Consider the following 21,190-nt stretch of genomic DNA (forward strand, 5'->3'; position numbering starts at 1 on the left):
TACGTTCGCTCTCAGTGCAGCGTATTCTTGTGGAATACGCCACCCTTCATGATCACAGGCAGCTTCGCGCCCTGACCCTGGAACAGCTCCAGGCTCTTCAGCGGATCGCCGTCGACCAGGATGATATCCGCATAAGCCCCTGCACGCAGCGTGCCGAGCTTGCCTTCCATGCGCAGCAGCTGTGCGCCGACCGTGGTGGCAGAGCGGATGATCTCGATCGGCGAGAGCACCTCGCGGCGCAGCAGGAATTCGCGCGACTGGTCCGCCTGGAGCTGGCCGAGCAGATCGGAGCCATAGGCGACCGGCACGCCGGCGCGCTTGCAGATCTCCAGGGATTTCAGGCCGCCATCGATGACGAGATCGTTCTTGGCCAACATCTCGGCATTCATGCCGAACTCGGCGGCGCGCTCCTTCATCGCATAATAGGCAACGAGGTTGGCGGTCAGGAACATGTTGTTCTCAGCCATCAGCCTGGCCGAGGCCTCGTCGATCAGATTGCCGTGCTCGATGGCGCGCACGCCGCATTGCGCGGCCCGGGTGATCGCTTCCGGCGTATAGGCATGGGCGCAGACATAGCGGCCGAAGGCCTTGGCCTCAGTGACGGCGGCTGTGACCTCCTCGACCGTGAACTGCATCGAGTCGAGCGGGTCGTAGGGGCTGGCGACGCCGCCGGACATCATGATCTTGATGTGGTCGGCGCCGAGGCGCATCTGCTCGCGCGTCGATTTGATGACTGAGGAGACGCCATCGGAGATGTTCATTGTGAAGGCCATGGCGTTGCAGCAATGGCAGCGCGCGCCGAAATCGGTGCGCCGGCGCGGGTCGCTATGGCCGCCGGTCGGGCCGATCGCGGCGCCGGCGATAAACAGGCGCGGCCCGACGATATCGCCCTTCTCGACCGCCTCCTTGATGCCCCAGTCGGCACCGCCGGTGTCGCGCACCGAGGTGAAGCCGCGGTCGATCATGCCCTTCATCAGGCGCGCAGCGCGGGCAGTGGCCAGCGTCAGCGGCACGCTCTCGAGCAGGCGGATATAGACCTCGGAGAGCATGACATGGACGTGGCTGTCGATCAGGCCGGGCATCAGCGTGCGTCCGCCGCAGTCGATCACAGCAGCCTTGTCGGCCTTGATCGGCTTGTCGGAGACCTCGCGGATCAGCTCGCCTTCGACGAGCAGCTCGTGCCCTTTTCGCAGCTCACCATGATCGGGCTCCAGCATCGCGAAATTGCGGAACAGGACCTGCGTCATGGCGGCGTCTCCCAGCGCTATTCCTGATATATTACGAGCTCTCCAGATGATGTCTATCGCGCCATGCGCGCAATGGATCGCGAAAATCGCCTTTCGCGATCAGCCGGCGGCGGCGTTCTGCGCCAGCGCCCGGCCGCGGACCGGCAGCGACAGGTCCTCGGCGAGCGCGCGGTTGATCGCCGGGAGGCCGTCGAGCAGGTCCGGCAGGAAGGCCTGCGAGGGCGGCAGGCGCTTGGGCAAGGCATGCAGCGCCTTGGCCATCTGCAGCGGATCGCGCGCATTCGCGCCGGTCTGGGTCGGGTCGAACAGCACATCGATCAGGCGCAGGCTGTCGGCGCGCTCTGCCCGGATCGCCTGCTCCAGGCGCGGCCGGACGCGCGGCACGATCAGCGCCGGTTTGTCGAAAGAGAGGATCTCGCAGAAGGTGTTGTAGCCGCCCATGGCGACGACGCAGTGGGCGCGGTTCATCAGCAGTTCGAGGCGTGGTTCGAAGCCGATGCTCTCCAGCTTGGGCAGCTTGGCGATGCGGTCGGTGAACTCCTTGCGCTTCTCGCGCGACATGAACGGACCGAAGACGATCAGCGCTGGCAACTCGATGGTCGGATCGGCCTCATAGGCCGAGATCACCCAGTCGATCACGCCGGCGCCGTCGCCGCCGCCACCAGGCGTCACCAGGATGAACGGACCCTTGGTGATGCGCGGATGCCGGTTTGGCGGCATCGGCGAGGGCACGGCCCGCTTGAGATAACCGGTATAGCTGATCTTGTTCGCAAAGAGATGCTGGTTCGGCAAACCGTCGAGCGGCCGATAAACGCTCTCCAGCCCGTAGACGAAGATGTCGTCGTAGATGTTTGCGAGCGCGTCGAGCGCGCCGCTCTGACGCCATTCGTCATGCAGCTTGGTCGGCTCGTCGAGCACGTCGCGCACACCCAGCACGATGCGGGCGCCGCGCCGGCGCAGGATTTCGAGCGAGGGGATGAGCTCGCCGCGCAGGCCGATCGGCTCCTTGTCGACGATGACGATATCCGGATCGAAGGACAGCACCGTCTGCTTGATCAGGTCGGTGCGCAGGCGGATCGTGTCGCCGAGTTCGAGATTGAGATGGTGCGGCAGATAACGGCCGTCGCTCTGCTTCTCGATGCCGGGAATGCGGACATAGTCGACGCCGTCGCCGAACTGGAAACTCGAGATCATCGACGAGCCGGAGACGATGATCACTGATATATGAGGGTAGCTCGCGACGAGTGAATTGGCGATCGCCCGGCAGCGGCGGATATGGCCGAGACCGAAGGTGTCGTGGCTATAGATCAGGACGCGCGGTGCATGCGGGCTGCATGGCGGGCGGCGCACCCCGCTATCGTCGATCAGACTGAGCCCCATGCGTCCGTCGCGTCCTCTGCTTGAAGGTCAGATGGCCTCCGGGGGACGCAAGAACGCACCCGAACTGGCCAAAACCATAGCGCTGCCGGCGCGTCAATCCAAGTCCATTGCCAAGTCGGTTGCCGCGCCGAAGAACGCATCGGGACCGGAGAATGCGACGGCTGCATGACCGGACAGCTGCGCCAGCAGATTCGTGAGGAAGCTCCACGTGGTGCTGTCATGATCGTGATGGTGCAGCAGCAGGCCGAAAGGCTGGCTTGGTGCGGGCTTCGCCCGGCGATCCGCGAGCAATCCAGCCATCTCGGCCAGGAGGTCGGCGGGCTGCCTGCCGACGCGACCGCCATGCCAGTCGATCAGGTCGAGATCGGTGTTGACGAGGCGGGGGCCGCCGGCAGGGCCGAGCGCGAAATTGCGGAAGCAGGACAGGCCGGCGAAGCCGAGGCCGGGCAGCTCGGCTGCGATGTCTGGGTGGATGCGGTTCCATGGCGGCACGAAGGCTGGAAGGAAGGCGTCGCCGAACAGCTCCCGAAGGCGCTGCCGGCCAGCGGCGATTTCGGCGAGGATATCCGGAAGCGGCCGGTGCAGGCCGAACTCGCTCTTCTTCTCACTGGGCGGGGCGTGATTGCGATGCCAGACGCCATGCAGGCAGGGGCGCAGCAATGGCGCGGTCTCGATCCGTCTTGCCAGAGCCTCCTGCGTCAGCATTGGAATCGAGGCCAGCAGCACCGGAATCGCGAAGCGCTCGGCGAGGGCGGCGAGCCGGTCGAGCTGGTCGCTGGGCGCGGTCGCGTCATCGTCGCGCAGCCAGAGCGCGACACGCTTGCCAGCGGCGCCCCAGCGGTCGAGCTCGGCAAGCAGCGTGGACCAGGCCGCATCCTCGGTCATCTCGCGGCCCCAGACATCTTGTGCTCATGCCGGGCGATTGCGGCATCCAGCGCTGCGGCGAGGATCAGGCGGGCACCTTCGCCGTTGCGTTCCTCGCGGGCGAGGCGCCGGGCAGCCGCGCCCATGCGAGCGCGTAGTTCGGCATCGCCGATCAATCGCCCAATCGCCGCGGCCAGTGCAGCTTCGTCGCCGTGGGGAGAGAGCAAAGCGGAGCGGTCGCGTGCGACAACGGCGGGCACGCCGCCACTATCCAACGCCGCAACGGCAAGCCCGGTGGCCTGCGCTTCGAGATAGACCACGCCATAGGCCTCGTTCAGGCCGGGCCAGACGAAGAGATCGTGCATGGTGAGCTCGGCGAGGATCGTGGCGCGGTCGCATCGCCCGAGGAAATGGACGCGGCCAGCCGGGAAGTCGGCGAAAGCCGCCTCGATGGCAGGACGTTGCGGCCCATCGCCGATCAGGGTCAGGGTCCACGGCAGGTCGATGATGCGCGCGAGCGTGCGGGCCAGGAAGAGGTAGCAGGCGGCCTTGTTGCCCTGGCGCATCATCGCGACGGCGATCAGCCGAACCGGCTCGTTCCCGTCGCGAGGCGCGGCGGAGTGCTCGGGGATCTCCTCGACCCCGAGCAGGAAGGGCGGCAGGTCGATCAGGCGCTCCGGTTCCGTGATGAGCCGGCTCAAGCCCTCGCGGTCGCGAGCCGTCATGCACAGGTGCAGATCGGCACGCAGGATGGCGGCGCGGGCGAGAGCCGCCGCCTCACCCCAGGGACCAGCGAAGCGCTTCTGTGCATCGCTGGCCTCGGCAAGGAGATAGGGCAGGGCGAAGTGCTCGGCCAAGGCAGGGCCGATCAGGTCCGGAGCGCGATAATGGCAGTGATAGGTGAAAAACAGATCGGGCCGGGCCTCTGGCGCCTGCCAGCGTTCGCTCAGCGAGGCGATCACGCCCTGTGCCGCATCCTTGTGGGCAGCCAGCAGTGCCGGATCGGGCTCGCGCATGAAGCTGCGCTCGGCCGGGACGATCTCGACGCTGTGGCCGAGCTCCTCCACCAGCGTCACCAGTTGGCGCGCCATCAGCCGGTCGCCCGAGGGCGCGCCATCGCCATAGCGGTTCAGCGGCGTATGGAAAGCGATCTTCACGAGCGTCTTGGTGGCGAGGAGGCGTCAGCGATAAGGGTCGGCCGCATCGCGCAGGCCGTCGCCGAGGAAGTTGAAGGCTAGGATGATGACGATCACCGGGATGCAGGGGTAGAGCAGCCAGGGATAGAGCGCGACGACATTGATGTTCTGTGCCTCGTTCAGCATTACGCCCCAGCTGGTGATCGGGGGTCTGAGGCCGAGGCCGAGGAAGGAGAGCGCGGTCTCGCCCAGGATGGTCTTCGGAATGGTGATCGTCGCGGCGGCGATGAGATGGCTCATGAAGCCGGGTACGAGATGCAGGCCGATGATGCGGGCCGGCTTGGCGCCCATCAACTGGGCGGCGACGACATAATCCTCCTCGCGCAGCGCCAGGAGCTTCGAGCGTACGGCGCGCGCCAGCCCGGTCCAGTCCATCAGCCCGAGGATCACGGTGATGCCGAAATAGACCAGCAGCGGGCTCCAGGAGGGCGGCATGATCGCGCCCAGCGCCAGCCAGAGCGGGATATGCGGCAGCGACTGCACGATCTCGATGATGCGCTGGATGATGAGGTCCACCTTGCCGCCATAATAACCGGCGATGCCGCCGATGATGATGCCGAGCACGAAGGAGACGCCGACGCCGAGCAGGCCGATGGTCAGCGAGATCCGCCCGCCATAGAGGATGCGCGAGAACATGTCGCGGCCGAGCCGGTCGGTGCCGAGCAGATAGAGCGTGCCGCCCTCGGGCGGGCAGATCAGGTGGAGATTGCCGGGGATGAGGCCCCAGAACTCGTAGGAGTCGGCACGGCAGAAGAATCGGAGCTTCTGCGGCTTGGTCTCGTCGACGTCGTATTCGCGCTTCAGGTTCTCCATGTTGAGGCGCTGCACATACGGGTAGACGAATGGCCCGACAAAGCTGCCTTCGTGGAAGAGGTGCAGCTCCTGGCGCGGGGCGCGGATGAAATCGGTGTTGCGCGTCGTGTAGTGATAGGGCGCCAGGAACTCGCAGAAGGCGGCCGAGGCATACATCAGCAGGATGACGACGCCGGAGATCACCGCGAGCCTGTGCTTGCGGAACTTCCACCACATCAGCTTCCACTGCGGGGCGAGATAGACGCGTTCCTGCTCGGGCGACATCTTCTCGACCGCGTAGGGCTCGAATGGCGCAGTCGACCAGCGATGCGGCAGCGGCTCCGAAGCCGGGAGGGCGGGAGGCGTCGTCACTTGGTCGCCGTCCCCTGCAGGCGGATGCGTGGATCGAGGAGGGCGAGCGCGATATCGGAGATCAGCACGCCGATCACGGTCAGGAAGGACAGGAACATCAGGAAGGAGCCGGCGAGATACATGTCCTGGCCTTGCAGCGCCCGGATCAGCAGCGGTCCGGTGGTCTGCAGCGAGAGCACGATCGCGACGATCTCGGCGCCGGAGACGATCGAGGGCAGGATGTCGCCGATATCCGAGATGAAGAAGTTGAGCGCCATGCGCAGCGGGTATTTGCGCAGCGCCTTGCCCGGCGGCAGGCCCTTGGCGCGGGCGGTGACGTAATACTGTTTCTGCAGCTCGTCGAGTAGGTTGGCGCGCAGTTTGCGGATCATGCCCGCCGTTCCGCCGGCGCCGATGATGATCACCGGGATCCAGAGGTGCTCCAGCACCGATTTGAACTTGGCCCAGCTCATCGGCTGGTTGAGATATTGCGGATCGACCAGGCCGCCGATCGAGGTGCCGAACCAGACATTGGCGAAGTAGAGGAAGATCAGCGCCAGCAGGAAATGCGGCACGGCGAGACCAAGCAGGCCGATGAAGGTGAGGCCATAGTCGCCCCAGCTGTACTGGTGCGTCGCCGAGTAGATGCCGATCGGGAAGGCGACGATCCAGGTGAAGATGATGGTGAAGAAGGAGACCACCATGGTCAGCAGCAGGCGGTCGCCGACGACGTCGCGGACCGGCAGCTGGTATTCGAAGGAATAGCCCATGTCGCCGCGCAACAGGCCGGTGACCCACCAGAAATAGCGTTCGGCCGGCGGCTTGTCGAAGCCGTACTCCTTCTTCAGGAACTCGACGCGGCTCATGTCCGCCTTCTCGCCCTGGGCTTGCATCTCGGCGACCATCGTCTCGAAATAGTCGCCCTCGGGCAGGTTGATCACAGTGAAGATCAGGACGCTGGTGACGAACAGCGTCGGGATCATCACCAGGATGCGCTTGAAGATGTAATTCAGCAGCACGACTACTGCCCCTCGAACCAGAACGTATCGGGCATATAGCGGCCGAAGAAGGCGCCTGGCTCGAAGCTGTAGAGCCCGTGTTCCGGCAGGTTGCGCAGCTCCTTGGCGACCACGATCGGCTGCAGCGTGGCATTGACCACGCCGATCGTGAACAGCTGCTCGGCGTTGATCTTCAGCATGGTCTGCCAGATCTCCCGGCGCTCCTGATGCGTCGTCGAATGCCGCCAGGCCTTGTAGAGCGTGACGAGTTCCTTCGCCTCGGGCAGGTCGGGCGCCTCGCCCTCGCGGCCGCCGCTCTCGAAATACTGGCCCCAGCGCGGCCAGTTGAACTGGGCCGGCGAAGTCGGGGCGAGCGCGTCGGGCTCCATCTCGGCGGCGACCAGCGCATTGTCCATGCCGGTCCAGCCGGACATGATCGTCTGGCCGGCGAGGATGCGACGGCGGAAGACATCGAGCTGGCTCGAGCGCGGGTGGATCTTGATGCCGATCGCGATGAAATCCTGCTTGATCAGATCGAGGATGTCGGTCTCCTCGGTCGAGGCGCCGGCGGTCTCGATGGTGAACTCCAGACGCCGCCCATCCGGGAAATGGCGGATGCCCTCGCCGTCACGCCTGGCGAGGCCGACCTCGTCGAGCAGGCGGTTGGCCTCGGCGAGGTCCGGCGTCATGTTGAGCTGCGCCAGCGCCGCATCATAGAGCGGGCTCTCGGGCAAGGCGGTGTTACCGCTCTCCTTGGCGAGGCCGAAGAAGATGACGCGGTTGATGTCGCGGCGATTGATCGCGAGCGAGAGCGCCCGGCGGTAGCGCAGATCGCGGTTGAGATCGCGCCAGGTCGGGTCGATCGCGTTGAGATTGGGCATCAGCGCAAACGAGGCGCCTTCGGCCCGCTTCCACAAGCGGACCTCGAAATTCATCCGCTTCGCAGCGCCCTTGAGAAACGTATAGTCCTCGAAGCGCAGATAGCGGGCCTGCAGGTCGGTGTCGCCGGCGGCTGTCTTGGCGGGGATCAGTGCCGAGCTGCCGATCGTCAGCGTGACTGCATCGACATAGGGCAATTGCCGCCCGTTCTCGTCGACCCGGTGGAAATAAGGGTTGCGAACGAAGGTGAATCGCTCGGCTGGGATCGCTGTGGTGTTGCGCCACGGGTCGAGCGTCGGCAGGTCGGGGTTCTCAGGCCGGTACTGGCGCGAGAAGCGCTCGTGCAGCGAGCCCCAATCCTTGACGCGGGTGCTCTTGACCTTCTGCTCCAGCTCCTCCTTGCCGGCATAGCGCTGGTGGAACTGCTTCAGATAATGCGCCGGCATGGTGATGTAGAGCGGCTGGGCGCCGGCGAGGGCGGGCAGGAAGACCGGGTTCGGCTCCGCCCAGCTGTAGCGCAGCGTCAGCTCGTCGAGGATCTCGAACCGGCAGGGCTGGCCGGAGATCAGCATCGCCTGCGGCGGACCGCCCGGTGAAAGCCGCTTGTTGTTGGCGACGTCTTCCCACCAGTAGCGGAAGTCCTCGGCGGTGAAGGGATGGCCGTCGGACCAGCGATGACCCGCCCGCAGCCGCAGCGTGAAGACGCGACCGCGCTCGACCTCGTAGCTCTCCAGCAGGTCGGGCGCGAGTTCGAGCTTCTCGTCGTAGACGACAAGGCGTGTGTAGCCGTAGATCGTCATCATGCGGATGTCGCGCTGGTCGCCCATCAGCATCCGCATGGTGCCGCCATGCCGACCGGGTGCGCGGCCCATCGCCGCCATGTGGATCAAGCGCGGCGATTTCGGCAGGCGCTCGGCGAGAACAGGCAATTTGCCGGCAGCGACCTTGTCGGCGAGCGCCGGGCTGTCGATCAGGGTCTCGACGCCGGCAAGCCCCAGCCGCGGCGCGACGAGGGTGGCGCCCGCTCCAATGAGGAAGCTCCTGCGCGCGATCCGCATCAGGCGAGCTCCCTGACATTGGCGCCGGGCTTGGCGAGGACGAGATGGCCGGCGCCGAGATCAAGATGGGCGAGCGGTTCGCCGTCGGGATCGGGCTTGAAGCCTGCCGGCCAGTGGCGCGTATCCGAGGCGCCGCCCGGCGCCGCCAGCTTGAAGTCGAGTTTGCGGTCGAGATCGGCGAAGGGCACCGATTTCAGCAGCGCCTTGGTGTAAGGATGGACCGGGGCGGTGAAGAGGGTGTGGCGCGGCGCGAGCTCGACGATGCGGCCATTCGCCATCACCGCGATGCGGTCGGCCATGTAGTTCACCACCGCCAGATTATGCGAAATGAACAGGAAGGTCAGGCCGCGCTCGGCCTGCAGGTCCTTGAGCAGATTGAGGATCTGCGCCTGGACGGAGACGTCGAGCGCCGAGACCGGCTCGTCGCAGATGATCAGTTCCGGGTCGAGCGCGAGCGCCCGCGCGATGCCGATGCGCTGGCGCTGGCCGCCGGAGAAGGAATGCGGATAGCGCGAGAGGAAGCGCTGATCGAGCCCGACATCGTCCATCAGCGCCTTGACCCGCGCCTTCTGCTCGGCGCCGTCGCCGCGCTCGTGGATGACGAGCGGCTCGCGCAGAATGTTCATCACGGTCATGCGCGGCGACAGCGAGGAGACCGGGTCCTGGAAGATCATCTGCAGCTTCGGGCGGAAGCGGCGCAGATCCTCGCCCTGCAGCGAGAGGAGGTCGACGCAGTCCTTGCCGTCGTCGAAGCGGACCTCGCCGGAATCGGGCGTCAACGCCCGCATGATCAGCTTGCTGAGCGTGGTCTTGCCGCAGCCGCTCTCGCCGACCAGCCCGAGGCATTCGCCGCGCTCGATGTCGAAGCTGACATCATCGACGGCGTGGACGGTCGAGGTCGTGCCCTTGCCGAAGAAGCGGCTCGAATGGGTCGTGTAGGTCTTGTGGACATGCCGCACTGAGAGCAATGGTGCCTGCTGCCCGGCGCTCGGTGGTGCCGACGCGGGCTTTGGTGCGGCGGGAGCGCGTGGGCGGGCCTCGCGCAGGGCCACCAGCCGCTCACCCTCCTGCATGTCGAAATGCGGCGAGGCCTGGAGAAGCGCCTTGAGATAGGGGTGCTGCGGGCGACGGAAGATGTCCTCGACGGGACCGCTCTCCATGATCTCGCCGTGATAGATCACCACGACTTCGTCGGCCATGTTGGCGACGACGCCGAGATCATGGGTGATCAGCAGGATCGCCATGCCCATCTCGGCCTGGAGATCGCGCATCAGGTCGAGTACCTGGGCCTGGATGGTGACGTCGAGCGCCGTCGTCGGCTCGTCGGCGATCAGCAGGGCCGGCTGGCAGATCAGCGCCATCGCGAGCATGGCGCGCTGGCGCAGGCCGCCGGACAGCTCGAAGGCGTAGAAATTATAGGCGCGGGCCGGGTCCTTGAAGCCGACGCGCTTCAGCATCGCCTCGATCAGCTCACGCGCCTCAGGCTTCGGCATCGGGCGATGCAGCTGCAGCGCCTCCTCGATCTGATTGCCGATCGTGTGGACCGGCGAGAGCGAGGACATCGGCTCCTGGAAGATCATGCCGATGCGCCCGCCGCGCAGGTCGCGGATTTCCTTGCCCTCGTCGGGCAAGGTGGCGATGTCGATGACACCGTCCTTCACCTGCGGATCGTGGAACAGGATGCTCCCACCGGTGACGGCGCCGGCGCGCGGCAGCAGGCCCATGATCGCCTGCGAGATCACCGATTTGCCCGAGCCTGACTCGCCGACGAGCGCCACGGTCTTGCCGGCCGGAATCCGGAAGTCGACGCCCTTCACGACATCGCGAGCGAAGCCGTGAACGGTGAAGCCGATCCGCAGGTCGTTGATCTCGAGAATGTTCATCTGCGGCTGACGCCGTCGTCCCCTGGTGTCCATCTTGCCGGATGCATGGCCCGCACCATCTCCGGATTGGTTTGTCGTTGCCGCAGGGTCCCTTTCGGCCGCGGCATCGTCCTTCGTGCTTGCTGTCCCGCCGTCCTTGTCCTGTCTCGATGACGATCCTGCAACGCGGCTGAGCTCCCGACCGCGACCGAACTTGAAATCGCCGGACTTGTCGAGTCCCGCGGCATGTTGCGCCGCGTCGTGAACTGACCACATATGGGGGCAAGCCGGCGGGGTTCCCACTCTTCCGGGCACGGGATGGGAAAGCCCTTGGAGAGAAGCCTCTTCCGTTACGTCTGGCAGAAGAGCCGCCGGGAGCAGATCATCGTTCTGCTCGTGATCCTCGTCTCGATCCCGTTCAACTGGGCTTCCTTCGAAGTCCCCAAGCGCATCGTCAACGATGCGATCCAGGGTGGCGCCTTCAAGGACGGCAAGACGACGGCGACGGTGTTCGACTGGGCGCTGCATTGGCCGGAGTTCCTCGGCGGCGGCAGCGTCCAGCTCTTCGAGGGCGTCAAGGTCAATCAGCTCGGGCTCCTGCTGACGCTGAGCTTCTATTTCCTTGCGCTCGTGCTGATCAACGGCGCCTTCAAATACGTCGTCAACGTGCAGAAGGGCGTGCTGGGCGAGCGCATGCTCAGGCGCATGCGCTACGACCTGTTCAGCCAGCTGATGCGGTTCCGGCCGGAAGAGATCCGCTCGGTCAAGCCGGCCGAGGTCGCGAGCATGATCAAGGACGAGGTCGAGCCGATCGGTGGCTTCGTCGGCGACGCCTTCATCCAGCCGGCCTTCCTGCTCAGCCAGGCGCTGACCGCGCTCGCCTTCATCATGATGCAGAGCGTCTGGCTCGGCTCGATCGCGCTGATCATCGTGCTGATCCAGGCAGTGATCATCCCGATCCTGCGCAAGGAACAGCTCAGGCTCGGCCGCGAGCGTCAGATCGCCTCGCGCCAGCTCGCCGGGCGGATCGGCGAGATCGTCGATGCCGGGCCGACCATCCAGGGCCACGGCGCGACATCCTACATCCAGTCCGACATCGCCGGGCGCCTGGGGACGCTGTTCGACATCCGCTATGCGCTCTACAAGCGCAAATTCGCGGTCAAGTTCCTGAACAATCTGCTGGCGCAGATCACGCCCTTCTTCTTCTACGCGATCGGCGGCTTCTTCGCGCTGCAGGGCCGGCTCGACATCGGCCAGCTGGTGGCCGTGATCGCCGCCTATCGCGACCTGCCGCCACCGATCAAGGAGCTGATCGACTGGGACCAGCAGCGCAACGACGTCACGATCAAATACGAGCAGGTGATCCAGCAGTTCAGCCCGAGCGAGGCGCTGCGGCTGGAGGAGGAGAGCGAAATTGCGCCGCTGCCGCAGGCGGGCGAGATCCGGGTCGACAAGGTCGAGATGATCGACAATCGCGGCCAGCCGCTGCTGACGCCGCTGACCCTGACCTTGCGGCGGCCGGGCGAAATCGCGCTGATCGGGCCGGCAGGCGGCGGGCGCGATACGCTCGGCCGCATCCTCGGGCGGCAGACGATGAGCTATACCGGCCGCGTGCTGATCGACGGTGAGCCGCTGGATGCGATCAGCGTCGAGCGCGCGAGCTACCTCATCGGCTATGCCGGCCCGGACATCGAGATCATCAACGGCAGCCTGCGCGACAACATCCTGCTCCCGTTGAAACGCAAGCGCCCGGTGATCAAGCCGGACGAGGTCGTCGATCAGGAGGAGCATCGCCGTTTCATCGAGGCATTGCGGGCGGGCAATACGCCACTGCCCTTCACGGCGGACTGGCACGACTACAAGGGGGCGGGCCTCGAGGACGAGGAGGCGCTCGAGCAGCGGGTGCTGATGGTGCTCGAGACGCTCGGCTGCGCCGACGAGGTCTATGAGCTCGGCCTCGACGCCAAGGTGATCGCGCCCCTGCCGGAAGGTGCGGCCGGGCGCATCATCGAGGCGCGCGAGGTGGTCGCGGCCGAGCTCGCCAAGAGCAAGCTCGGCGGGCTGATCGAGGTCTTCGATCTCGATCGCTACAACGCCAATGCGACGATCGCGGAGAACCTCGTCTTCGGCGCCATGCGCAATGGCCGCCAGCCCGCCGAGTTCCTGCTCGAGGATCCTTACGCCCGCTCGGTGTTGCAGGCAGAGGCGCTGGAGGAGCCGCTGGCCGAGATCGGCGGACGCATCGCTGCGACACTGGTCGAGATCTTCGCCGGCCTGCCGCAGGGCCATACGCTGTTCGAGCGCTATGCTTTCGGTGGCGAGATCGATCTGGAGAAGCTCGGAGAGCTCGCCGAGGCGCTGCGGCGGCACGACCGGCGCAGCCCGCTCGATCCGACCGTACAGCGCGAGCTGATCGCGCTCGCGCTCGGCTATATCGAGCCCAAGCACCGACTCAATTTGCTCGACATCGCCTTGCGGCGGCGCGTGCTCCGTGCTCGCCACAGCTTCAAGACCTATCTGCCGGGCGAGAAGGCCGACGAGATCGAATTCTACGATCCGGCCGACGTCATTCACGGCGCGAGCGTGCGCGATAATCTGCTGTTCGGACGCATCGGTTTCGGCATTCCGGACGCCGGACGCAAGGTGGCGGAAATCGCCCGGGCGGCGTTGTCGCGCGCCGGCCTCGACTCGGCCGCCTATCGTCTCGGGCTGAATACCGATGTCGGATTGCGTGGCCGGCTTCTGCCGCTGCGGCTGCGCCTGATGGTGCCGCTCGCGCAGACCCTGATCAAGCGGCCCGACATTCTGGTGCTCGATCTCGACGCTTTCGTCGTCACCTGCCCCGATCCTGGTGGCCTGATCCGCCGTATCGGCAACTATTGTCGTGACCGGACGTTGTTCCTGCTCTTGACCGATCAGGGGCTGGCTGCCGATATCCGACAGAAGATCGTTTTCAATGGAGCCGTGGCCAGGATGAACGGCGCGGGCGCCGCGATCGACGAGGCGGATGAGGAGCAGGACGAGGCGCCGCCTTCCACTGGCGCGATGCCGATCGAGGCAAGGACATGACGCTCGAGAACGATATCAGCTGCCTGAAGTCGGTCCCTCTGTTCCGCGGATTGCCGGGGCCGCGGCTGAAGCTGCTCGCACTGATGGGCGAACGGCTCTATTTTCCGGCCGGGACGATCATCACCGAAGAGGGCGACAAGCCCGAAGAGGTCTATTGCGTGCTTGAGGGAGAGGTCGAGCTCTCGCATGAGTTCTCCGACGGGAGGCAGAAAACCTTTCGGATCGCGACCGGCAGCCTGATCGGCGATGTGCCGCTCCTCTGCAATCAGACTTACGCCGCACGGTTCTCGGCAAAGACCGACGTGGTGGCGCTACGGCTGCCGCGGACGCTCTTCTTCGAGCTGCTCGACAATATTCCGGAGTTCTCCGTCGCCCTGGCACGAGATCTGGCTGGTCGACTCTACCGGCTGGCGGATTCCGTCCTGCATGGCGAGAAGACACATTGAAGCGCCGGGTGCGCCGATGACAGTGGTTCCGAGCACGCCAGCGGGAGGCAGGCCTGTGAGCTCCGGCTTCGACCAGATGTCGTCCTGGAGCCGCGACGTGCGCTTCGCCTCGGGCTGCATCCTGATGGTCTTCGCGACCACGCATTTCCTCAACCACGCGCTCGGCATCTTCGGCGTCGCGACGATGGAGGCGGTGCAAGACTGGCGCTACTGGTTCTGGCACAGCTGGATCGGCACGGTCGCGCTCTACGGCTCGTTGATCGTGCACCCTATCTTTGCCCTGCTGCGCGTGGCGCAGCGGCGCACCTTCCGCATGCCTGGCCGTGAAGTGATCCAGATCATCCTCGGCGTCGCGATCCCGCTCCTGCTGATCGACCACATCGTCAGCACCAGGGTGCAGGGCGTGCTGTTCGGCCAGGACGAGAGCTATCACGCCGTGCTGCGCCGGCTCTGGCCTAATCTTGCCCTGTCGCAGAGCCTGCTGCTGCTGCTGGTCTGGACGCATGGCGTGATCGGCCTGCATTTCACCTTCCGGGCGCGCGACGCCTATGCGCGCTGGCGCGACCCGTTCCTGCTGGTGGCGATCTTGATCCCGCTGCTCGCGCTGATCGGCTTCTCGGTGGCGGGGCGCGAGGCGCAGATGATGGCGCTGCCGCCCGAGCTTTATACGGCGGTGCAGATCGACACCTTCAATCACTACGTGACCTGGGCCAAGCGCGCCTTCTTCGGCCTGATCGGCGGCTTCGCCGGCTTCGTCGTGCTGCGTGAGCTCAGGGCGCGGGCGCTCGGTGCGATCGCCGTGCGTTTCGTCGGCCATGGCGTGCGAAGGGTCGTCCCGGGCCCGACCCTGCTCGAGATATTCCGCCGCTTCGGCATTCCCCATGCCGCGCTCTGCGGGGGACGGGCGCGCTGCGCCACCTGCCGGGTGCTGGTGCTCGACGGCGCCGATGACCTGCCGCCGCCCGGCCCGAACGAGGCGCGGCTGCTGCGCCGGATCTCGGCCGGCGATCATGTCCGGCTGGCCTGCCAGATCAGGCCGAAGCGCGACCTCCAGGTCCAGATCCTGCTCGCCGCCAAGCAGCGGGGAGCCGGACCGAGCGGTGCCCTCGATCCCGACGACCGGATCGGCAAGAAGGGCCTGACGGTGATGGTCGCCGATCTCAGAGCCTTCACCGCGCTCTCCGAGCGGCAATTGCCACATGAGCTGATGAACCTGCTCAACCGGTTCTATGACGAGATGTCCCAGGCGATCGCGGCGCATGGCGGGCGGATCGAGGCGATCTATGGCGACGGATTGATGGCGGTGTTCGGGCTGGAGACGACGCCGGCCCGGGCAGGCGCAGCGGCGATCGCGGCGGCCGGCGACATGGTGCGGGCGGTCGAAGCCCTCAACCGGGAGTACTCGAATTCATTGCCCCTGCCGCTGCGCATCGGCATCGGCATCCATGGCGGCCAGGCGATCGTCGGCGCGGTGGAGAACGAGAGCATGGGGCGGCGCGAGATCACCGTGGGCGAGACGGTGATGATCGCGAGCCAGCTCGAAGCGGCGACGCGGCGCCTTTTGTCCGACATCGTCGTCTCCGCCGAGACGGTGAGCGCGACGGGCCGAAGCTATCGCGACACGGTCCCGCACAAGATCGCGGTCAAGGGCCGCGACAAGCCGATGCAGGTCTATGGCTTCGGCAGCACGCCGGCCGGCGATCCGCGGGCTGACGAGTTGCGTGACGATAGTCGCGGCGCACCGACGGTCGTAGTCGACGAAAAGCCGGTCTGAGCGTCAGAACGCACCGAAGGCGAGGAAACGCCGGCGCTCATAGCCAGCCTGCACCAGCGCAGCATCGTTGATGGTCAGGTCGAGGTCGATCGCCGGCTTATCCCGGCGGGCTGCCAGCAGCGCCGGCACCTGGCCGCGCACCCGCTCGAGGCTGTGAGCATGTTCCAGGATCAGGACGTCTGCGGCCTGGACGAGCGCCAGCAGCCTTGCGTCGATCGCCTCGTCATTGCCGAATGGCTTGAGCGACAGGCCGAGCAGCACCAGGCCGAACGGCGATGGCGGTGCTTCGAGGTCGAGCTGCTGCAGCTTGGCCCGGACATGCCGCACCTGACATGGCGCGTCGTTCAAGCTTTCGCCGACGAGGGGGGCGATCTTCGGATCCACGACGGTGACCGAGACGGGCCGATGTGTGATGTAGCCGGTGATCGGCAGACCGGCCCCACCGATCTCGATGATGTGATTGCAGCGCAGCAGGAGATGAGCGGCCAAGACCTGGCGCAGCGCCGCAGCCGGGGAGGCCAGATGCGGCAGCAGAGCGTTGGGCTCGGCTGCACTGGCCTTTGCCGATGACAGTGCATATGGTCCGCCGCGTTCCGCCTGATCCTGGGTCTTCATCCTTCAGCCTTTTTCCGCATGTCCAGCGCGCTGCCCGCCGACGCTCTCTACGATATCCTGCGCGGGGTCGCAGCCCTGACCGGGAACGCGATCGTCGCCGATCTCGCCCGGCTCGTCGGCAAGGGGGCGCCGGCCGATCTGTCGATTTCCTTCAATCCCAAGCAGATCGCCTCCAAGCGCTGGCTGGTCGAGACGCTCGCCCAGGTATTGCCGAAGCCGGACGGACCGGTCTGGGTGCTCGGAGCCTGGCATGGCGTGCTCGGCGCGATGCTGCTCGCTGACGAGCGTCTCGCGATCCCGCGCGTGGTGAGCCTCGACATCGATCCGGACTGCGCGCCTGTCGCCGAGATCCTTAATCACCGCCATCTCGCCTCGGGCCGTTTCCGCGCGGTGACGGCCGACATGATGGAGCTCGACTTCGAGCGGGCCGAAGGCGGACGGCCTGGGTTGGTGGTCAACACCAGTTGCGAGCATCTCGACGACGTGCCGGGCTGGATCGCGGGGCTGCCTGCAGGGCTGCCGCTGCTGCTGCAGTCGAACGACTATTTCCGCGAGCCGGACCACCGCAGTTGCGTGCCTTCGCTCGACGCCTTCAAAGCCCAGGTCGGGCTGTCGGAATTGTGGTTCGCCGGCGCGCTGCCGACCAGGAATTACACCCGCTTCATGCTGATCGGCCGCAGATGAACACGGGTGAGCCCGCCGGGCCGGCGGTCGCTATCGCGATGAAGGGCTATCCGCGCCTGTCGGAGACCTTCATCGCCCAGGAACTGCTCGGCCTGCAGAAACTCGGCCTATCCTTCGCGATCTGGTCGCTGCGCCATCCGACCGACGGGGCGCGGCACATGATGCATCGCGAGATCACCGCGCCGCTGCACTATCTGCCGGAATATCTGCACGATGACTGGCCGCGGGTGCTGCGCGGGATCGCGAGTGCATTCACCCGGCCGAGCATCATCAGGCTGTTCGGCGCGTTCCTGCGCGACTTCGCTCGCGACCGCACGCGCAACCGCCTGCGCCGCTTCGGCCAGGCCTGCGTGATGGCGCGTGAACTGCCGGCCGGGACCCGCCATCTTCATGTCCACTACCTGCACACGCCGGCCTCGGTGATCCGTTATGCCGCGCTGAGCAGGGGCCTCTCCTGGTCGTTCTCCGCCCATGCCAAGGACATCTGGACGACGCCGGACTGGGAAAAGCGCGAGAAGATCACCGAGGCGCGCTGGGGCGTGACCTGCACCCGCGACGGCCATGCCGAGCTCATGCGTCTCGCCGATCGGCCGGACAAGGTTGCGCTGCTCTATCACGGGCTCGATCTGGCGCGCTTTCCGGCACCGCCCGAGGCACGCATGCCGCGCGACGGCTCCGACCCGGCCGAGCCGGTGCGCTTCATCACCATCGGGCGGGCGGTGGCGAAGAAGGGTTTCGACGATCTGCTCGCGGCGCTGGCGATCCTGCCGGCGGAGCTGAACTGGCGCCTTACCCATATCGGGGGTGGCGAGCTGCTCCCCGTATTGAAGGTGCAGGCCGAAAAGCTCGGGCTCGCAGCCCGGATCGACTGGCGCGGCGCGCAGGCGCAGGACGCAGTGATCGCGGCGCTGCGCGAGGCCGATCTCTTCGTCCTGCCCTCGAAGCAGGCCGAGAATGGCGATCGCGACGGCCTGCCCAATGTGGTGATGGAGGCGGCGAGCCAGGCCTTGCCGATCGTCGCGACCGATTTCGCCGGCATTCCGGAATTCGTGCAGCATGGCCGCGAGGGGCTGCTGCTGCGGCCCGGGGACGTCACGGCGCTGGCCAAGGCACTGGATGGGCTTACTCGCGATCCACGGTTGCGCGCAAAGCTGGGCGCAGCCGCCTTCGACAGGTTGAGGACCGAATTCTCGGCGCAGGCCGGGCTGGAGCGGGTTCACAGGGCGCTGCTGGCGGCGGTCGCCGGCGAGGATAGCGGCGCGCCATGAGTGCGCGCATCCTGATTGCGGTCACGCATCTGCTAGGGATCGGCCATCTGGTGCGGGCGCGGCAGCTGGCGCGGGCGCTGGCCGGAGCTGGATATGAAGTCACACTCGCCAGTGGCGGCATGCCGGACGGCAAGGCGGCGGCGGGCTATCGCTTCGTGCAATTGCCGCCGGTGCGCACCGAAGGAACCGATTTCCGCAATCTGCTCGACGAACACGGAAAGGCCGCGACGCCGGAGCGGCTGGCCGCGCGCCGTGAGCAACTGGTGGCGCTCGCATGCGAGCTTTCGCCCGATATCGTCATCACCGAGCATTTCCCGTTCGGCCGGCGCCAGCTCGCTGGGGAGTTCCTGGCACTGATCGCGGCTGCGAAAGCGGCCAAGCCGGACGCACTCGCGCTCGCCTCGATCCGCGACGTGCTGGTCGCGCCGCAGCGGCTGGAGCCGCTCGCCGAGGCCGCCGAGCGGCTCGCGACGCTCTTCGATGCGGTACTGGTGCATGGCGACCCCAGCGTCCTGCCGCTTGAAGCCTCCTGGCCGGTGACGCCGGAGATCGCACGTAAGCTGGTTTATACAGGCTATCTGGCGGAGCCGCCCGCCTTGCCGGGGTCTCCGGCAGGCCTGCAGGACACAATCCTCGTCTCCGGTGGCGGCTCGGCTGCAGCATTGCCGCTGTTCGAGACCGCGCTTGCGGCGGCACAGCTGCTACCGCAGCGGCCCTTTCATCTGCTGGTCGGCCGTGGCGTCGCGGAGGTCGATTTCGACCGGCTGCGACAATCAGCTCCGACCAATGCCAGGGTGGAACGGGCGCGGCCGGATTTCCCGTTACTGCTCGCCACCTGCGGGCTGTCGATCAGCCAGGCTGGCTACAACACCGTGCTCGACCTGTTGCAGGCCGGGCGGCCGGCGCTGCTCGCTCCCTTCGACGCGGGGAACGAAACCGAGCAGGCCTTGCGCGCTATGGCGCTGGAACGGGCCGGGTTGGTGCGCGTTGTGAAGCTTGCCGAGGGGCCGCAGGCGCTCGCTGCCGATATCGAAACGGCGCTAGCGCAAGATGCTCCGCAGGCTGCAAAGGTCGATCTCGACGGGGCGACGGGTACCGTCGCGGCGATTGCGAAGTTACTCGCGAACGGCGCGTGAGCCGTGCGCGAATGCATGCCGGCGAAGGGTCGGCATGCCTCTTGCGAATTGCCGCTCCGCCGCTTTCGATCTAAGGAAGTTCCACACGCCTCCCTTTCGGTCGGCTCCAGGACACCGGATCTTCTGCCGGCCCCTGTCCTGCGCCCGGAGAAGAACGATGACAACGACGACTGCCTCCGCCCCCGGAATGCCGGACATGAAGTTGTCCGTGCGTCAGGTCTTCGGCATCGAGTCCGACATGGAGGTGCCGGCCTATTCCAAGCCCGAGGCGCATGTTCCCGACTTCGACGCCGACTACCGTTTCGATCGCGACACCACGATCGCGATCCTCGCCGGCTTCGCCCATAACCGCCGCGTGATGATCTCGGGCTATCACGGCACCGGCAAGTCGACCCATATCGAGCAGGTCGCGGCCCGGCTGAACTGGCCCTGCGTCCGCGTCAACCTCGACAGCCACGTCTCGCGTCTCGACCTCGTCGGCAAGGACGCGATCGTGCTGAAGGAAGGCAAGCAGATCACCGAGTTCCAGGACGGCATCCTGCCCTGGGCGCTGCAGAACAACATCGCGCTGGTCTTCGACGAGTACGATGCCGGCCGCCCGGATGTGATGTTCGTGATCCAGCGCGTGCTCGAGCAGTCCGGCAAGCTGACGCTGCTCGACCAGAAGCGCGTCATCCGCCCGCACGCTGCCTTCCGGCTGTTCGCCACCGCCAACACGGTCGGCCTCGGCGACACCTCGGGCCTCTATCACGGCACCCAGCAGATCAACCAGGGCCAGATGGACCGCTGGTCGATCGTCACCACGCTGAACTACCTGCCGCATGACAACGAGGTCGCGATCGTGCTCGCCAAGTCGAAGCACTATCAGGCTTCGCCGGAGGGCAAGGACATCGTCAACAAGATGGTCCGCGTCGCTGATCTCACCCGCAACGCCTTCATGAACGGCGACCTCTCGACCGTGATGAGCCCGCGTACGGTCATCACCTGGGCCGAGAACGCGGCGATCTTCGGCGGCGATGTCGGCTTCGCCTTCCGCGTCACCTTCCTCAACAAGTGCGACGAGATGGAGCGCACGCTGGTGGCGGAGTTCTTCCAGCGCTCCTTCGGCAAGGAGCTGCCGGAGAGCGCGGTCAACGTCGTTCTGAGCTGAAGCATGGTCCGCAGAGGCGGGCCCCGCTTTTGCGATCGGAGCGTGCTCAACTAGCAGGAGGCCGGCCATGGCTCGGTATGAAGGTTCCTGTCACTGTGGGCGGGTCGCCTATGAGGTCGAGGCCGACCTCTCCCGGACGATCACCTGCAACTGTTCCTACTGCCAGCGCCGCGGTTCGGTGCTGGCCTTCAGCCCGGCGACCAGCTTCACCCTGACCAAGGGCGAGGACGCGCTGACCGAGTACCGCTTCAATTCGCAGAAGATTCAGCATCTCTTTTGCGAGACATGCGGCATGGAATCCTTCGCCCGCGCCAATGCGCCGGACGGCACGCCGACCGTCGCGATCAACGTGCGCTGTCTCGCCGGCGTCGAGCCGACCGAGCTGAGCCCGACGATGTATGACGGGCGGGCGCGCTGAGGA

17 protein-coding genes are annotated in these 21,190 nt (G+C 66.2%); 8 read left to right on the top strand and 9 right to left on the bottom strand.

Annotated elements, in window-relative coordinates:
• Positions 1-11: 11 nt before the first annotated feature.
• From AC07O0_RS20635 to AC07O0_RS20670, 8 genes are all read right to left on the bottom strand, one after another.
• The gene (locus AC07O0_RS20635) at positions 12-1,247 is read right to left on the bottom strand and encodes a metal-dependent hydrolase family protein (protein ID WP_494625560.1); all 1,236 of its coding nucleotides are present in this window, start codon (positions 1,245-1,247) and stop codon (positions 12-14) included.
• Between the two features lie 99 nt (positions 1,248-1,346).
• The gene (locus tag AC07O0_RS20640; protein WP_494625561.1) at positions 1,347-2,627 is read right to left on the bottom strand and encodes a glycosyltransferase family protein; all 1,281 of its coding nucleotides are present in this window, start codon (positions 2,625-2,627) and stop codon (positions 1,347-1,349) included.
• 93 nt (positions 2,628-2,720) lie between these two features.
• Positions 2,721-3,512 (bottom strand): polysaccharide deacetylase family protein, encoded by a 792-nt coding sequence (locus AC07O0_RS20645; RefSeq protein WP_494625562.1) that lies wholly within the window; start codon positions 3,510-3,512, stop codon positions 2,721-2,723.
• Positions 3,509-4,648 (bottom strand): glycosyltransferase family 4 protein, encoded by a 1,140-nt coding sequence (locus AC07O0_RS20650; RefSeq protein ID WP_494625563.1) that lies wholly within the window; start codon positions 4,646-4,648, stop codon positions 3,509-3,511. The genes AC07O0_RS20645 and AC07O0_RS20650 overlap by 4 nt, the downstream gene beginning before the upstream one ends.
• A gap of 24 nt (positions 4,649-4,672) precedes the next feature.
• Positions 4,673-5,851, bottom strand: coding sequence for an ABC transporter permease (locus AC07O0_RS20655; RefSeq protein WP_494625564.1), 1,179 nt, complete (start codon positions 5,849-5,851; stop codon positions 4,673-4,675).
• Positions 5,848-6,846: an ABC transporter permease gene (locus AC07O0_RS20660; RefSeq protein WP_494625862.1), complete on the bottom strand. Its 999-nt coding sequence runs from the start codon at positions 6,844-6,846 to the stop codon at positions 5,848-5,850. The genes AC07O0_RS20655 and AC07O0_RS20660 overlap by 4 nt, the downstream gene beginning before the upstream one ends.
• 5 nt (positions 6,847-6,851) lie before the next feature.
• The gene (locus AC07O0_RS20665) at positions 6,852-8,765 is read right to left on the bottom strand and encodes an ABC transporter substrate-binding protein (protein ID WP_494625565.1); all 1,914 of its coding nucleotides are present in this window, start codon (positions 8,763-8,765) and stop codon (positions 6,852-6,854) included.
• Positions 8,765-10,648, bottom strand: a complete 1,884-nt coding sequence (locus AC07O0_RS20670; RefSeq protein ID WP_494625566.1) for an ABC transporter ATP-binding protein — start codon at positions 10,646-10,648, stop codon at positions 8,765-8,767. The genes AC07O0_RS20665 and AC07O0_RS20670 overlap by 1 nt, the downstream gene beginning before the upstream one ends.
• A gap of 309 nt (positions 10,649-10,957) precedes the next feature.
• On the opposite strand from AC07O0_RS20670, the gene AC07O0_RS20675 reads away from it, so the two are divergent.
• The 3 genes from AC07O0_RS20675 to AC07O0_RS20685 are packed head-to-tail and all read left to right on the top strand — an operon-like array spanning position 10,958 to position 15,916.
• Positions 10,958-13,696, top strand: coding sequence for an ABC transporter transmembrane domain-containing protein (locus tag AC07O0_RS20675; protein ID WP_494625567.1), 2,739 nt, complete (start codon positions 10,958-10,960; stop codon positions 13,694-13,696).
• Entirely contained in the window at positions 13,693-14,142 is a 450-nt protein-coding gene (locus AC07O0_RS20680; RefSeq protein ID WP_494625568.1) for a cyclic nucleotide-binding domain-containing protein, read from the top strand. The genes AC07O0_RS20675 and AC07O0_RS20680 overlap by 4 nt, the downstream gene beginning before the upstream one ends.
• Before the next feature lie 55 nt (positions 14,143-14,197).
• A complete protein-coding gene (locus tag AC07O0_RS20685; protein ID WP_494625569.1) occupies positions 14,198-15,916 on the top strand; it encodes an adenylate/guanylate cyclase domain-containing protein in 1,719 nt (572 codons plus the stop codon).
• Positions 15,917-15,919: 3 nt separating this feature from the next.
• On the opposite strand, the gene AC07O0_RS20690 is transcribed toward AC07O0_RS20685, so the two are convergent.
• Positions 15,920-16,531 (bottom strand): hypothetical protein, encoded by a 612-nt coding sequence (locus tag AC07O0_RS20690; protein WP_494625570.1) that lies wholly within the window; start codon positions 16,529-16,531, stop codon positions 15,920-15,922.
• An 18-nt stretch (positions 16,532-16,549) separates the two neighbouring features.
• On the opposite strand from AC07O0_RS20690, the gene AC07O0_RS20695 reads away from it, so the two are divergent.
• The 5 genes from AC07O0_RS20695 (at position 16,550) to AC07O0_RS20715 (ending at position 21,187) form a co-directional block, all read left to right on the top strand.
• Complete coding sequence (locus AC07O0_RS20695) at positions 16,550-17,215, top strand: class I SAM-dependent methyltransferase (RefSeq protein WP_494625571.1); 666 nt, start codon at positions 16,550-16,552, stop codon at positions 17,213-17,215.
• Positions 17,212-18,483 (top strand): glycosyltransferase, encoded by a 1,272-nt coding sequence (locus AC07O0_RS20700; RefSeq protein ID WP_494625572.1) that lies wholly within the window; start codon positions 17,212-17,214, stop codon positions 18,481-18,483. Before AC07O0_RS20695 ends, AC07O0_RS20700 begins: the two co-directional genes overlap by 4 nt.
• Positions 18,480-19,619, top strand: coding sequence for a glycosyltransferase family protein (locus AC07O0_RS20705; RefSeq protein WP_494625573.1), 1,140 nt, complete (start codon positions 18,480-18,482; stop codon positions 19,617-19,619). The genes AC07O0_RS20700 and AC07O0_RS20705 overlap by 4 nt, the downstream gene beginning before the upstream one ends.
• A 157-nt stretch (positions 19,620-19,776) precedes the next feature.
• Entirely contained in the window at positions 19,777-20,769 is a 993-nt protein-coding gene (gene cobS / locus AC07O0_RS20710; protein ID WP_494625574.1) for a cobaltochelatase subunit CobS, read from the top strand.
• Positions 20,770-20,836: 67 nt separating this feature from the next.
• Positions 20,837-21,187: a GFA family protein gene (locus tag AC07O0_RS20715; RefSeq protein ID WP_427359452.1), complete on the top strand. Its 351-nt coding sequence runs from the start codon at positions 20,837-20,839 to the stop codon at positions 21,185-21,187.
• The last annotated feature ends 3 nt before the right edge of the window (positions 21,188-21,190 follow it).

This window comes from Allobosea sp. GW821-FHT10B12, from assembly GCF_059415545.1.